Origin of the sequence: Arcobacter aquimarinus (genome assembly GCF_013177635.1) — a bacterium.
GTDB classification, from domain to species: Bacteria; Campylobacterota; Campylobacteria; order Campylobacterales; family Arcobacteraceae; genus Aliarcobacter; species Aliarcobacter aquimarinus.
Genome location: NZ_CP030944.1, coordinates 1,680,997 through 1,693,747, shown reverse-complemented (window position 1 = coordinate 1,693,747; position 12,751 = coordinate 1,680,997). Strand labels below are relative to the sequence as shown.

The 12,751-nt window shown below is 26.7% G+C and carries 13 protein-coding genes; 10 read left to right on the top strand and 3 right to left on the bottom strand.

Features of this window, described 5'->3' with window-relative positions; translation table 11 throughout:
- Window positions 1–95: 95 nt before the first annotated feature.
- A complete protein-coding gene (locus AAQM_RS08490; protein ID WP_129095950.1) occupies window positions 96–2,327 on the top strand; it encodes a methyl-accepting chemotaxis protein in 2,232 nt (743 codons plus the stop codon).
- Window positions 2,328–2,355: 28 nt separating this feature from the next.
- Here the strand turns inward: AAQM_RS08490 and AAQM_RS08485 are convergent, their stop codons facing one another.
- A complete protein-coding gene (locus AAQM_RS08485; protein ID WP_129095951.1) occupies window positions 2,356–2,586 on the bottom strand; it encodes a transcriptional antiterminator Rof in 231 nt (76 codons plus the stop codon).
- Window positions 2,587–2,698: 112 nt separating this feature from the next.
- Here AAQM_RS08485 and AAQM_RS08480 point away from each other — a divergent pair, with 112 nt between their 5' ends.
- A complete protein-coding gene (locus AAQM_RS08480; protein ID WP_129095952.1) occupies window positions 2,699–3,049 on the top strand; it encodes a RidA family protein in 351 nt (116 codons plus the stop codon).
- A gap of 125 nt (window positions 3,050–3,174) precedes the next feature.
- Here AAQM_RS08480 and AAQM_RS08475 read toward each other — a convergent pair whose 3' ends face one another.
- Both AAQM_RS08475 and AAQM_RS08470 read right to left on the bottom strand, forming a co-directional pair.
- Complete coding sequence (locus AAQM_RS08475; protein ID WP_129095953.1) at window positions 3,175–3,552, bottom strand: DUF302 domain-containing protein; 378 nt, start codon at window positions 3,550–3,552, stop codon at window positions 3,175–3,177.
- Window positions 3,553–3,592: 40 nt separating this feature from the next.
- Window positions 3,593–5,218, bottom strand: coding sequence for a YcaO-like family protein (locus tag AAQM_RS08470; protein ID WP_129095954.1), 1,626 nt, complete (start codon window positions 5,216–5,218; stop codon window positions 3,593–3,595).
- Window positions 5,219–5,488: 270 nt separating this feature from the next.
- Between AAQM_RS08470 and AAQM_RS08465 the strand changes: the two genes are divergently transcribed.
- The 8 genes from AAQM_RS08465 (at window position 5,489) to AAQM_RS08430 (ending at window position 12,747) form a co-directional block, all read left to right on the top strand.
- Window positions 5,489–6,688, top strand: coding sequence for a DEAD/DEAH box helicase (locus AAQM_RS08465; protein ID WP_129095955.1), 1,200 nt, complete (start codon window positions 5,489–5,491; stop codon window positions 6,686–6,688).
- Window positions 6,689–6,737: 49 nt separating this feature from the next.
- Window positions 6,738–7,502, top strand: coding sequence for a class D beta-lactamase (gene blaOXA / locus AAQM_RS08460; RefSeq protein ID WP_129095956.1), 765 nt, complete (start codon window positions 6,738–6,740; stop codon window positions 7,500–7,502).
- Window positions 7,502–8,368, top strand: a complete 867-nt coding sequence (locus AAQM_RS08455; RefSeq protein WP_129095957.1) for an aldose 1-epimerase family protein — start codon at window positions 7,502–7,504, stop codon at window positions 8,366–8,368. The genes blaOXA and AAQM_RS08455 overlap by 1 nt, the downstream gene beginning before the upstream one ends.
- The gene (locus AAQM_RS08450) at window positions 8,369–9,007 is read left to right on the top strand and encodes a Crp/Fnr family transcriptional regulator (protein ID WP_129095958.1); all 639 of its coding nucleotides are present in this window, start codon (window positions 8,369–8,371) and stop codon (window positions 9,005–9,007) included.
- Between the two features lie 120 nt (window positions 9,008–9,127).
- A complete protein-coding gene (locus AAQM_RS08445; protein WP_129095959.1) occupies window positions 9,128–9,829 on the top strand; it encodes an MOSC domain-containing protein in 702 nt (233 codons plus the stop codon).
- 9 nt (window positions 9,830–9,838) lie between these two features.
- Window positions 9,839–11,029, top strand: a complete 1,191-nt coding sequence (locus AAQM_RS08440; RefSeq protein ID WP_129095960.1) for an aminotransferase class III-fold pyridoxal phosphate-dependent enzyme — start codon at window positions 9,839–9,841, stop codon at window positions 11,027–11,029.
- Complete coding sequence (locus AAQM_RS08435) at window positions 11,026–12,261, top strand: serine hydroxymethyltransferase (protein ID WP_129095961.1); 1,236 nt, start codon at window positions 11,026–11,028, stop codon at window positions 12,259–12,261. Before AAQM_RS08440 ends, AAQM_RS08435 begins: the two co-directional genes overlap by 4 nt.
- A gap of 12 nt (window positions 12,262–12,273) precedes the next feature.
- Window positions 12,274–12,747, top strand: coding sequence for a pyridoxamine 5'-phosphate oxidase family protein (locus AAQM_RS08430; protein ID WP_014474664.1), 474 nt, complete (start codon window positions 12,274–12,276; stop codon window positions 12,745–12,747).
- Window positions 12,748–12,751 lie beyond the last annotated feature (4 nt).

Genomic DNA, 12,751 nt, shown 5'->3' with positions numbered 1-12,751 from the left:
TAAAAATATATTCCTACAAATCTTGATTCTATACATTACTAATCCGAAATTAATTGGTTATAATATTAAAAATCTTTAATAATAAGGAGAAGTTCATGCTTTCAAAATTATCAATCAAACAAAAATTGATTTTGATAATGCTAATTCCTTTAACAGTAGTTATCTTATTAGCAGCAAAATTAGCAGTAGATTCTTTTAGTACATCTAAAAATCTAAGAGCCTTGGATAATGTTGTTATATTATCAGTTAAAATAGGTGATTTAGTTCATGAAACACAAAAAGAAAGAGGTATGACCGCTGGATTTTTAGGAAGTAATGGAAATAAATTTAAAACAGAACTTCCAACTCAAAGATTAGCAGTTAATGATAAATTAAATGAATTAAATAATTTTTTAAATACATTTAATAAAGATGAATATAGTTCAGAATTTTTGGAGAATTTAAATAATAGTTTGAAAAAACTTCAAGATTTAAATACTACAAGAAACGGTGTTGATGCACTATCTATCAATGCAAGTATTGCTATTGGATACTACACTGATACTAATACTTCTCTTTTAAATACAATTGGAACAATAACAAAATTATCAAATAGTTCTAAAGTATCTCAAGAACTTGTATCTTATATGAACTTTTTATTATCAAAAGAAAGAGCTGGAATAGAAAGAGCAGTTGGAACTAATACCTTTGCGAAAAATAGTTTTGGTGAGGGAATGAAAGCTAGACTTTATACTTTAGTTGCTGAACAAAATGCTTATATGGATTCATTTTTGAAAGTAGCACCTTTAGAATTGGTTGAATTTTACAAAACAAATTTTCAAGGTGAAGCTATAGAAGAGATTCAAAAAATGAGAAAAACTCTTTTATATAGTAATATAGAATCAAATTTTGGAGTAGATGCTAATTATTGGTTCAAACAAATGACCGATAAAATAAATATTCTAAAGAAAATTGAAGATTATATTTCAGATAATTTAATTATTACTATTAATCAAGAAATGGCAGAAGCAAATAGAAATATGATTATTTTTGGTCTTTTAAGTGCTTTAGGAATTGCTTTGACTATGATTTTAGCAAGAACTATTGCTTTTACAATATTAATTGATGTTGATTCTGTTAAAAGAGGAGTTGAAAACTTTTTTGCTTTTATCAATTTTGAAAAAGATGATATTGAGTTAATTAAGATTAATTCTAATGATGAATTAGGAATGATGTCAAGAATTATCAATAAAAATATTGAAGAAACAAAAGCAAATATCCAAAAAGATAGAGCTTTAATAGCTGATACGATAAGAGTTGCTAATCAAATAAATAAAGGATATTTAGATTCAAAAATAAAATTAGGTTCTAATAATCCATCATTAAATGAACTAAAAGATATTATAAATGAAATGTTAGGAACATTAAATAGTAATATTTCAAATATTTTAAAAGTTTTAACTTCTTATTCAAAACTAGATTTTAGACCAAAATTAGCTGATAATGACCTTGAAGGTTTAATAAAAGAACTTGAAAAAGATGTAAATATTTTAGGTGATGTTATTACTCAAACTTTGATGGAAAATAAAAGAATTGGAGTAACATTAAGTTCTAATGCTCAAATATTAACAAAAAATATGGAAGGCATTGCTCAAGCAGCGAATTCTCAGGCAACATCACTTGAAGAGACAGCAGCATCACTTGAAGAGATAACTTCAAATATCACAAACAACACTCAAACAACAATAAAAATGGCTGGTTTTGGAAATGAAGTAAAAAAATCAATTACTTTAGGACAAGAATTAGCAAATAAAACAGCCTTGTCTATGGAAGAGATAAATGCTCAAACGACAGCAATAACTGAAGCAATTACAATAATTGACCAAATTGCATTTCAAACAAATATTTTAAGTTTAAACGCAGCAGTAGAAGCAGCAACCGCAGGTGAAGCTGGAAAAGGATTTGCTGTTGTTGCACAAGAGGTTAGAACATTAGCAAGTAGAAGTGCTGAAGCTGCTAAACAGATAAAAGATTTAGTTGAAAATGCTCAAAAGAAAACTAAAGAAGGAAAAGATATAGCTTCTAATATGATAGAAGGATATGGAGAATTGAATAAAAACATATCAATAACTTTAGAGTTAATAGATAATGTTACAACAGCTAGTAAAGAGCAATCAAGTGGAATAGTTCAAATCAATGATGCTGTAAATAATCTTGATAAAATAACTCAAATAAACGCTCAAAATGCTTCTCAAGCAAATGAAATAGCTCAAGAAACACTAGAGATTTCAAATACTATAATATCTCAAGCTGATGCAAAAGAGTTCAATGGTAAAAACTCTTTTTAAGAGTAAAAGAGTAAAAGAGTTTTCTCTTTTACTCTTCTTTGTATCTTCTTCCATTAAAAGTTAAAACAGTATCAAGTCTAATTTGGTCGTTTTTATTTAAAATTACATATTCAATTCCATCTATTACACTCATAGTTTGAATTAAACCTTTTAAAGTCTTTTTTTCATTATTTTCTAAATAAACAACTGTTGAAGGAATTTTTCTTTGCATTGCTACATTTAATTGGTCAAAAAATTCACATGAAATTGGAGTATACATAAAAAGCCTTATTTGATAATTTGAAATGGATTTTAGTATTTATAAAATTAATAAATGGTTTTTTATTTTAAAATGCTATACTAAAAAACACCCAAATATTAAAGGAGTCATCATGATAACAAGAAAAATTGTTGGAAGTAGAATGAGTAAAATAGTTGAGCATAATGGTGTTATTTATTTTGCAGGAATAGTTCCAAATGATAAAACACTTGATGTTAAAGGGCAAACAATAGATGTATTAAATATTGCAAAAGAGCTTTTTGAAGAGGCTAATACTGATAAAGAAAATATTTTAAGAGCAGAGATTTATCTAAAAGATATAGATAGAGATTTTGCAGACTTCAATGAAATCTGGGACAATTGGGTTTCTAAAGAAAATCCACCAGCAAGAGCTTGTGTGCAAGCTAGTATGTCAACACCTCAAACTTTGGTAGAGATAATTTTTACAAACGTAAAAAAGTAAAAACATTTTGTTTTTACTTTTTTAAATCACACTTTCCAAATTTACATCTAAAAATTTTTATGAGCATATAAATAAAAAATAGAATAATTCCTATTTCAAATATTTTGTATAAATATTCCATAAAACTATTTTACTTCATCAATAATTTGTAAGATTTGTTCTTGAACTTTTTGAGCAGTTTCAATCATATCAGGGTTTATATCATCAACTAATTGAACCAAAGAATTCATAGCGATATTTGTTTGTCCATTTTCTGAATAAACAGAGATTTTACAAGGCATGATAATAGAAAGTGACATATCAATACTCAAAAATTGTTCAGCAATAAATGGATTACAAATATCAACTATTTGACACTCATTTTTAAAATCAATTCCTTTTGTTTTTAAATTCTCTTTTACATTGTGGATATGTTGAACACCAAATTTGTGTTTAGGACAAACTTCTTTTATCTTTTCAACAACTTCTTGAACACTTTTATTTGATACTTCTATATATTGCATTTATTACCTTTTTTGCGAAATTTTATTGGATTATATCTAATTAATTTTTATAAAAAGCTCTCTTTTTTACTTCTAATTTATCAAACATACTTAACATATTATAATAGTCTTTATGTAAAGTTCTATTTATTAAAAACTCATTTCCTTCTATTATATTTATAGCTTTTTTGATTTTTTCTTCTCCATAAATATCATTTAAAGCACTTTCATATTCTTCCCAATCAAGTTCATCATTTTGCATTCTAAGAAGTTGAGCTACTAAATGACCTAACTTGTTATTTCCAAATTCTAAAAGTTCTATAACATCATCAATTTCACCTAAAAGTAATAAAAGTTGAGCTTTAAAATCACCCATAGTAAAATTTTCTTCAAAAATAACACCAATATAAAGTTGCATATTTAAAGAATTATCTAAACTATCAATAGCATCTAAAATCTCATTTTCATCATATTTTTCAAAGTTTAAAACCATATCTCGGATTAGTTTTCCATTGTTTTTGTTGTTATAAACCATATCATCAAGGGGATAAACTTCTGAAAAGTTTGGAATTATCATTTGACAAGAGTAAAAATCTAAATATGTATATTCTCTTAAGTACATCTCTTTGTTTACAGATTTTAAAATATCAAGTAAAAATGCATATTCATCTTCACTTCCATTTCCAGTATATTTCCAAGCAGAGTATTCAAAACTTTTTTTAGAGCTTAAAAATGAAAAACCCATTTTTCCATTTGAATCAATAAAGTGAGCTTCTATGTTGAAATAATCACTTACAAGTTCCATATCAAAAGTAGGGATTTCAAAGCTATTAAGATTGTTTAAATCTCTTCCTTGCATAAGTTCAGTCATAGTTCTCTCAAGACTTACTTCTAAAATAGGATGACTTCCAAAAGAGACAAATAAGGTTGAATTTTTTGGATTGATAAATGAAATAGCAGTAACAGGAAAAACTCCACCTAAAGAAGCATCAAAAACTTCTACTTTATAACCTAATTCTCTTAATGCTTGAATATCTTCATATACTTTTGGAAAAGATTTTATAACATCGTTGGGAAATTTTGGAAGAGATAATCCTTCTTTGATTATTTTGATTTTTACATATCTTTCAAATATTTCACTTAAAGCTTGAACTTTTGCTTCATTTGCTGTGTTTCCAGTTGCAAGTCCGTTGCTTACAAATAGGTTACTTAAAATATTTATTGGAATATATGTTTTTTCATTTGTTGATTGTTTTATAAATGGAAGAGCAACAATTTTATCCATATAATCGCTGTTGAAATCAACTAAATCTTTATCTTCAAGTTCTCCATTTGCACTATATATTTTTTTTAATTCAGGATTTAAATAATCCCCACCAAAATCAAAGGCAAGCTCGTCTGGATAATATTTTCTATTTGGTAAATAAAAATCTATAAAAAAGTTGTTTGTTTGTAATCTTTCGATGTATTCACCATAAGCACTAGCAATTGAAGCATCAGAAATAACACCTTTTCCATTTGAATAGATGTGATTTGGAGCTTCGATTGAAGCTAAATTTACTGAAAAACAGTTTTTTAAAGGATGTTTTTCTTGTGAAAAAGTAGCTTCACAACCAACATCTTTTAATACAGCTTTCATTTTTGAGATAGATTGTTCTACAGGAGAGTTTTTTGATAATAAATTCATTTGATTTTTGTTCTTTCTTTGTAAGTTTTTGATTAGATAGTTTATAGTATAGCTAAAAAAAATATATTTCAAGAATAGGATATAAATATTGATTACAAAAAGAAATCAATATAAATAAATTTACGCTATAATCCAACAATTTCAGCATACATCGGTCTATGCCTGACTTCGTTTTTGTATTCAATTTGCAACTCAATTAAACTCAAATTATTCAACCTAGACCGTAACTTTAGTTTATAACTTTTGTAGGTTTATAAAGACAAGGTATTTATGTCATTTTCAAAATTAGGTTTGTGTTCAGAACTTCTTCGTGCAATTAAAGAAGAGGGATACACAACGCCAACGCCAATTCAGTCAAAATCAATTCCAGTGATTTTATCAAAAAAAGATGTTTTAGCAGCTGCTCAAACGGGTACTGGAAAAACAGCTGGTTTTACACTTCCACTTTTACAAAGATTAAAAAAGAGTCATTCAAAGGATAAAAAATCTCATATAAGAGCTTTGATTTTAATTCCCACAAGAGAACTTGCAGCTCAAGTTGCACAAAGTGTAGAAACTTATGGAAAACATCTTCCTTTTAAAACGGCAGTTATTTTTGGAGGAGTTGGTATAAATCCACAAAAAGCACTTCTACGAAAAGGTGTGGATATTGTGATAGCAACTCCTGGAAGATTACTTGATTTGATTTCTCAAGATAGTTTGAATTTATCAAAAATTGAATTTCTAATTTTAGATGAAGCAGATAGAATGCTTGATATGGGATTTATAAATGATATTAAAAAGATTTTAAAATTAGTTCCAAAACAAAGACAAAATTTACTTTTTTCAGCAACATTTTCGCCTGATATTAAAAAATTAGCAGATGGTTTACTAAATTCTCCTATTTTAATAGAAGCAGCAAAGGCAAATAGCACTTCATACAAGGTTGAGCAAACTGTTCATCATGTGGATAGAGATAGAAAAAAAGAGCTTTTATTGCATTTAATAAATAAAAACAATTGGCAACAAGTTTTAGTTTTTACAAGAACAAAACATGGAGCAAATAAACTAAGTGAAGCACTTGTAAAAAATGGTATCTCTTCATCTGCAATTCATGGAAACAAATCTCAAGGTGCAAGAACAAAAGCTTTAGATGATTTCAAGCTAGGAAACGTAAAAGTTTTAGTTGCAACTGATATTGCTGCAAGGGGAATTGATATAGATAATCTTCCTTATGTTATAAACTTCGAATTACCAAATGTTGCAGAAGATTATGTTCACAGAATTGGAAGAACAGGAAGGGCTGGGAATTCAGGTGAGGCTATATCTTTAGTTTGTGTAGATGAACATGATTATTTGTTTGGTATTGAAAGATTAATCAAGCAAAAGATTAAAAAGATAGAAATAAATGGATTTAAAGTAAATCCAAATATCAAAGCAGAACCTATTGGAAATAGAAGTAACAAAGCTAATAGTTCAAAAAATATTTAAGTAAGGTAGTATTTTATAAAATACCTTACTTAAAATTTAGGAACTACAAATGCACAAAAAAATCAAACTACTTTTTACAATATTTTTATTATCAAATTCCTTTTTATTTGCCAAAGATTTGGAACTTGAAAATATATTTAAAAACAAACAAGTTGAGGGAACGATAGTTATTGAATCTATGAATAAAAAGAAAAATTATATTTACAATGATAAAAGAGCCGAAAAATTACTTAGTCCTGCTTCTACTTTTAAAATTCCAAATAGTTTGATAGCTTTAAATGAAGGTATCATAACAAAAGATTCTATGATTTTATGGGACAAAAAACTAAGAGAATATGAATCTTGGAACAAAGACCAGACTTTACAAACTGCATTTAAAAGCTCTTGTGTTTGGTGTTATCAAGAGTTTGCTTCTCAAATTGGAATTGAAAAATATAAAAAATATTTAAAAAAATTAAATTATGGAAATAAAAAAATAGGTGATGATGTAACAACTTTTTGGTTAGATGAAAGTTTGAGAATAACAATTTTTGGACAATTAAGTTTTTTGAAAAGATTGTATTCAAATAATTTGCCATTTAAACAAGAAGATATAAATACTCTAAAAGAAATTATGATTGATGAAAAAAATGAAAACTATACTATTAGAGCAAAAACTGGTTGGGAAGGTAGATATGGTTGGTATGTTGGTTATATTGAAACAAAAGATGATGTTTGGTTTTTTGCTTTAAATATTGATACAAAAACAAAAGAAGATTTAGCAAAAAGAAAAGCTATCACTTTAGAAGCTTTGAAAATCAAAGGTATTATATAATGAATTACGAAATAAAAAGTGAGTTTTTAAAAGCAAAAATCAACTCATTTGGAGCAGAGCTAAATAGTTTGCAAAAACTTGGAAATGATTGCGAATATATTTGGCAAGCAGATGACAAATATTGGGCAAGACACTCTCCTATACTTTTTCCAATAGTTGGAAGATTAAAAGAGGATAGTTATATTTATAAAGATAAAAAATATTCTATGTCACAACATGGAATTGCCAGAGATAAAAAGTTTGAAGTTGTAAAAAATGAAGAAAATTTTATAGAGTTTAAACTTTGTAATGATGAAAAGAGTTTAGAAATTTATCCATTTTTGTTTGAATTAATTATTAGTTATAAACTAGAAAAATCAAAGCTAATAATTTCTTATAAAGTTGTAAATAAAAGTAATGAAACTATGTTTTTCTCAATTGGAGCACATCCAGCATTTAATTGGGCTTTAGAAAAAAATCTAAAAAAAGAGGATTATTTTTTAGAGTTTGAAGTAACAAATGCAAAAAGATATTTTTTAAATAATTTGGGTTTAGTTTATAAAAATAAAGATTTAGAATTTGAAGATAAAAAACTATTTTTAAATGAAGAACTATTTAAAGATGATGCTTTAATTTTTAATGATTTTAATATAAAACAAGTAGTTTTTAAAAGCAGTAAAAGCGATAAGTTTGTAAAAGTAAACTTTGATAATTTTCCATATCTAGGTATTTGGTCAAAACCTAGTGGTGCACCTTTTTTATGTATAGAACCTTGGTTTGGAGTTGCAGATGATAAAAATTCAAATCAAAAAATAGAAGAAAAAAGAGGAATAAATAGTTTAAAAAAAGATGAAGAATTTTCTTGTTCTTACAGTATTGAGATTTAGATGTTTTTTGAATTAACAAATGAAGAGATAGAACTTTTTAAAAGAATTGGACAAATAAAAAATTATGATGAAGATGCTATTTTATTTTATGAAAATGAAAAAGCAAATAACTTTTATATTATTCTTTCTGGATTTGTAAAAGGTGGAATATTTGAAAATAAAAGAGAAAAAATATTTCACTATTTTTTTCCAAAAATGTTTATAGGAGAAATCTCGTTTTTAGAAGAAAAAAACTACGCTTTGAGTGCAAAGTTTGTGACAAGTGGAAAAGCAGTAGTTATAAGTAGAACTTCGTTGAATAATTCAAATTTTTCAAAAGATGAATTAAATAAAATCTTTCAAAGAGCAATGATAAGTAAAGTAAGATTTTTACAAAGAACTATTAGTACAATCACTTCTGTAAACACAAAAGTAAAATGTGCAATGTTTTTATTAGAACATAAAACTTATTTACAATATATTTCTATAACTGAAATGTCTAGCCTTTTAAATACTACACGTGAATCTGTTTCAAGAGCTATTAGTTTTTTTATAGAATATAAAGCTATCAAAAAAAATAAAAATGAAATAATAATTTTAAATGAAGAATTTTTGGAAACTTTTATAAAATTTCAAGAAAATGATTTAGAGTTCATTTAAATTATTAGACCTCTTTTCCCTAAATAATCCTTTCCATAACAAAAATAAAAAAATGTGATAAAAGTCACATACTGTTTTTTTCTAACTGATACAATTATCAAAAAAATTGGAGTATTTTCATTGAGTAAAAAAATTGCAAATGTTTTATATGTAAAAGTTGGAATTGTAACTACTACAAAACTTGAAAATAGTAAACGTCAAGAGTTAGTTTCAGGCATAAAAAAATATCCAATAGAAAAATCATATCTTACAAAAACAGGTTTTAAAGATGATTTTCAAGCTGATTTACTTCATCATGGAGGAGAAAATAAAGCACTATTTTTGTTTTCAGAACTTACATATGAAAAAATAAACTCTTTTTTTAGTGATAGTTTTGATATGAGAGATATGGCTTATTTTGGAGAAAATCTTATCTTATCTGATATTTGTGAAAAAGATATTTGTGTTGGAGATGTACTGCAAATTGGAGAAAGTTTAGTTCAAATAACACAACCAAGGCAACCTTGTTGGAAATTGAGTGCAAATACAAATAAAAAAATTATGACAAAGTTTATCTTTGATAGTGGTCTTACAGGCTGGTATGCGAAAGTTTTAGAAGAGGGGTTTATTTGTAAAGATGATGAGGTTATTTTACAAACAAGGAAAAATCCAAATTTAACAATTGAAAAATTGAATCAATTGATTGTAAATCCAATGTTAGATGAAAATTTAACCCAAGAAGCTTTAAATTGTGAGGACTTGGGAAAAGCATTTTTAACATCACTTGAAAAAAGATATAAATTAAAAGATAAAGATGAACAATTTTCTCATTATCACACATAAGGAATAAAAATGAAAGAAGATGAATATTTATTACCCTTATACAAAAGATTAGATGTAAGTTTTGTAAAAGGAAAGAAATCTATTTTATATGATGAAAAAGGAAAAGATTATGTAGATTTTACATCAGGAATTGGTGTAAATAGTTTAGGATATGCAAATAAAGAAGTTGTAAAAACTATAAAAGAACAAGCAAAAAATATTTTACATACTTCAAATATTTATAGAATAAAATCACAAGAAAAATGTGCAAAAAAAATAGTTGAATTAAGCAATCTTGATATGCAATGTTTTTTTTGTAATAGTGGAGCAGAAGCAAATGAAAGTGCTATTAAACTAGCTAGAAAATATGGAAATACAGAATTTGCTAAACCAAAATATAAAATTATTACTATAAAAAACTCTTTTCATGGGCGAACAATTGCTACTTTAAAAGCAACAGCCCAAGAAGATAAACATAAATTTTTTGGTCCATATCCAGATGGGTTTGTTTATGCAAAAGATATAAATGAAGCAATAACACTAATAGATGAAAGTACAGTTGCTGTGATGCTTGAGTTAATTCAAGGTGAGGGTGGAATCTTTATGCAAGATTTTCACAAAATAAAAGAGTTAGAAACAATCTTAAAAAGTAAAAAATTGCTTTTGATAATTGATGAGGTTCAAACAGGAGTTTATAGAAGTGGTAACTTTTTGATTTCCCAATATTTTGGAATCAAACCTGACATAATAACTTTAGCAAAAGGCTTAGCAACGGGTATTCCAATAGGTGTAATGATGAGTAGTTTAAAAAATATTTTTAAAGCTGGTGACCATGGTTCTACTTTTGGTGGAAATCATATGTCAACAACAGTTTGCACTAAAGTTTTAAATATTTTAGAAGAGTATTTAAATAGTGGGAAATTGGGTGTAAATATAAAATATTTCAATAACTATTTACACTATTTTGTAGATAAATATCCATCTTTATTTTTACAAAAAAATGGTTGGGGATTTATGCAAGGGCTTGTTTTAAATGATGAAAATAAACTTGATGAAATAGTAAAAAAATCACTAAAAAAAGGTGTTTTAGTTTTAAAATCAGGAAAAAATATAATTAGATTTTTACCTGCTTTAAATATTTCAAAAAAGGAGATAAAGCAAGGTTTTGAAAGATTTGAGAGTTCATTAATAGAAATTTTAAAAGAGGAAAAAAGAAAATGAATAGTTTAAAAGATTTTGATAACGAAATTTACAATTTAGCCACACAAGAGCTAAATAGACAAAATGAATATTTAGAGATGATTGCTAGTGAAAATTTTACAATACCAGCTGTTATGGAAACATTAGGTACGGTTTTTACAAATAAATATGCAGAAGGTTATCCAAATAAGAGATATTATAGTGGTTGTGAATATGTCGATAGAGTTGAAGAATTAGCTATAAGTCGAGTTTGTGAGTTGTTTTCATGTAAATATGCAAATGTTCAACCACATTCAGGAAGCCAAGCAAATGCAGCTGTTTATATGGCATTGTTAAATCATGGTGATACTATTTTAGGAATGGACTTATCTCATGGTGGACATTTAACTCATGGTTCAAAAGTGAATTTTTCAGGGAAAAACTATCAAAGTTTCTTTTATGGTTTAGATGAAAATGGATATATTGATTATGAAAAAGTTTTAGAAATTGCAAAAGTAATCAAACCAAAAATGATAGTTTGTGGAGCTTCTGCGTATGCTAGAGAGATAGATTTTAGAAGATTTAGAGAAATTGCAGATATCGTTGGGGCTTATTTTTTAGCTGATGTGGCTCATATAGCTGGACTTATTGTGGCTGGTGAACATATGAATCCATTTCCTTATGCTCATGTGGTTACAACTACAACTCATAAAACTTTAGCAGGACCTAGAGGTGGAGTTATTTTAAGTAATGATGAAGAGTTAATGTCAAAAATCAATAGTGCAATTTTCCCAGGAACTCAAGGTGGACCTTTGATGAATACTATTGCAGCAAAAGCAGTTGGATTTAAATATAACTTATCAAAAGAGTGGAAAGAGTATGCGAAACAAGTAAAAGCAAATGCAAAAATAATTGCTGATGTATTGATAAAAAGAGGATATGAGTTAATCTCAAATGGAACAGATAATCATCTAGTTTTAGTCTCTTTACTAAATAAAGATTTTAGTGGAAAAGATGCTCAGTTTGCTTTACATGATGCAGGAATTTCAATAAATAAAAATAGCGTACCAAATGAAAAAAGAAGCCCTTTTATAACTTCAGGTATTAGAATAGGAAGTCCAGCTCTTACAACAAGAGGTATGAAAGAAAAAGAGTTTGAATTTATAGCAAATAAAATTTGTGATGTTTTAGATGATATAGAAAATAAAGAAAAACACCTACAAATAAAAAAAGATTTAGAGTTCTTATCTAAACAATTTCCTATTTATATTTAAAAGAAGATTATTATGAGACATAGAACAAAAACACATCTTTTGACAAAAGAACAAATAGATGATTTATTTAAAAGAGCAGAAGTTGGAAGATTAGGTACCTTTTCTTCTAACGGTTTTCCCTATGTTTTGCCTATGCATTTTGTTTATGTTGATAATAAAATATATATGCATGGATTACCAAAAGGAAAAAAAATAGATAATATTAAATTCAATTCAAATGTATGTTTTGAAGTAGATGAAATGCTTTCTCTTCTTTATGAAGGTGTTGAAAATCCTTGTGATGTAAATACAGAATTTAATAGTATTATTGTAGAAGGAAAAGCCTCTTTAGTCAGTGATTTTGATGAAAAAAAGATGGCTTTATCTTCTATTGTTGCAAAATTCACACCTCACTTAGTAGATAAAGAGTTACCTTCTAAAATGATAAATGGAACAGCTGTTATAAAAATAGATATTTTAGAATGTGTAGGTAGATATTATAAGTAGTTAT

What these genes read in the sequence shown, in the direction of transcription:
- AAQM_RS08490 (WP_129095950.1), top strand. Translation starts at nt 96, where the DNA reads ATGCTTTCAAAATTATCAATCAAACAAAAATTGATTTTGATAATGCTA.
- AAQM_RS08485 (WP_129095951.1), bottom strand. Translation starts at nt 2,586, where the DNA reads ATGTATACTCCAATTTCATGTGAATTTTTTGACCAATTAAATGTAGCA.
- AAQM_RS08480 (WP_129095952.1), top strand. Translation starts at nt 2,699, where the DNA reads ATGATAACAAGAAAAATTGTTGGAAGTAGAATGAGTAAAATAGTTGAG.
- AAQM_RS08475 (WP_129095953.1), bottom strand. Translation starts at nt 3,552, where the DNA reads ATGCAATATATAGAAGTATCAAATAAAAGTGTTCAAGAAGTTGTTGAA.
- AAQM_RS08470 (WP_129095954.1), bottom strand. Translation starts at nt 5,218, where the DNA reads ATGAATTTATTATCAAAAAACTCTCCTGTAGAACAATCTATCTCAAAA.
- AAQM_RS08465 (WP_129095955.1), top strand. Translation starts at nt 5,489, where the DNA reads ATGTCATTTTCAAAATTAGGTTTGTGTTCAGAACTTCTTCGTGCAATT.
- blaOXA (WP_129095956.1), top strand. Translation starts at nt 6,738, where the DNA reads ATGCACAAAAAAATCAAACTACTTTTTACAATATTTTTATTATCAAAT.
- AAQM_RS08455 (WP_129095957.1), top strand. Translation starts at nt 7,502, where the DNA reads ATGAATTACGAAATAAAAAGTGAGTTTTTAAAAGCAAAAATCAACTCA.
- AAQM_RS08450 (WP_129095958.1), top strand. Translation starts at nt 8,369, where the DNA reads ATGTTTTTTGAATTAACAAATGAAGAGATAGAACTTTTTAAAAGAATT.
- AAQM_RS08440 (WP_129095960.1), top strand. Translation starts at nt 9,839, where the DNA reads ATGAAAGAAGATGAATATTTATTACCCTTATACAAAAGATTAGATGTA.
- AAQM_RS08435 (WP_129095961.1), top strand. Translation starts at nt 11,026, where the DNA reads ATGAATAGTTTAAAAGATTTTGATAACGAAATTTACAATTTAGCCACA.
- AAQM_RS08430 (WP_014474664.1), top strand. Translation starts at nt 12,274, where the DNA reads ATGAGACATAGAACAAAAACACATCTTTTGACAAAAGAACAAATAGAT.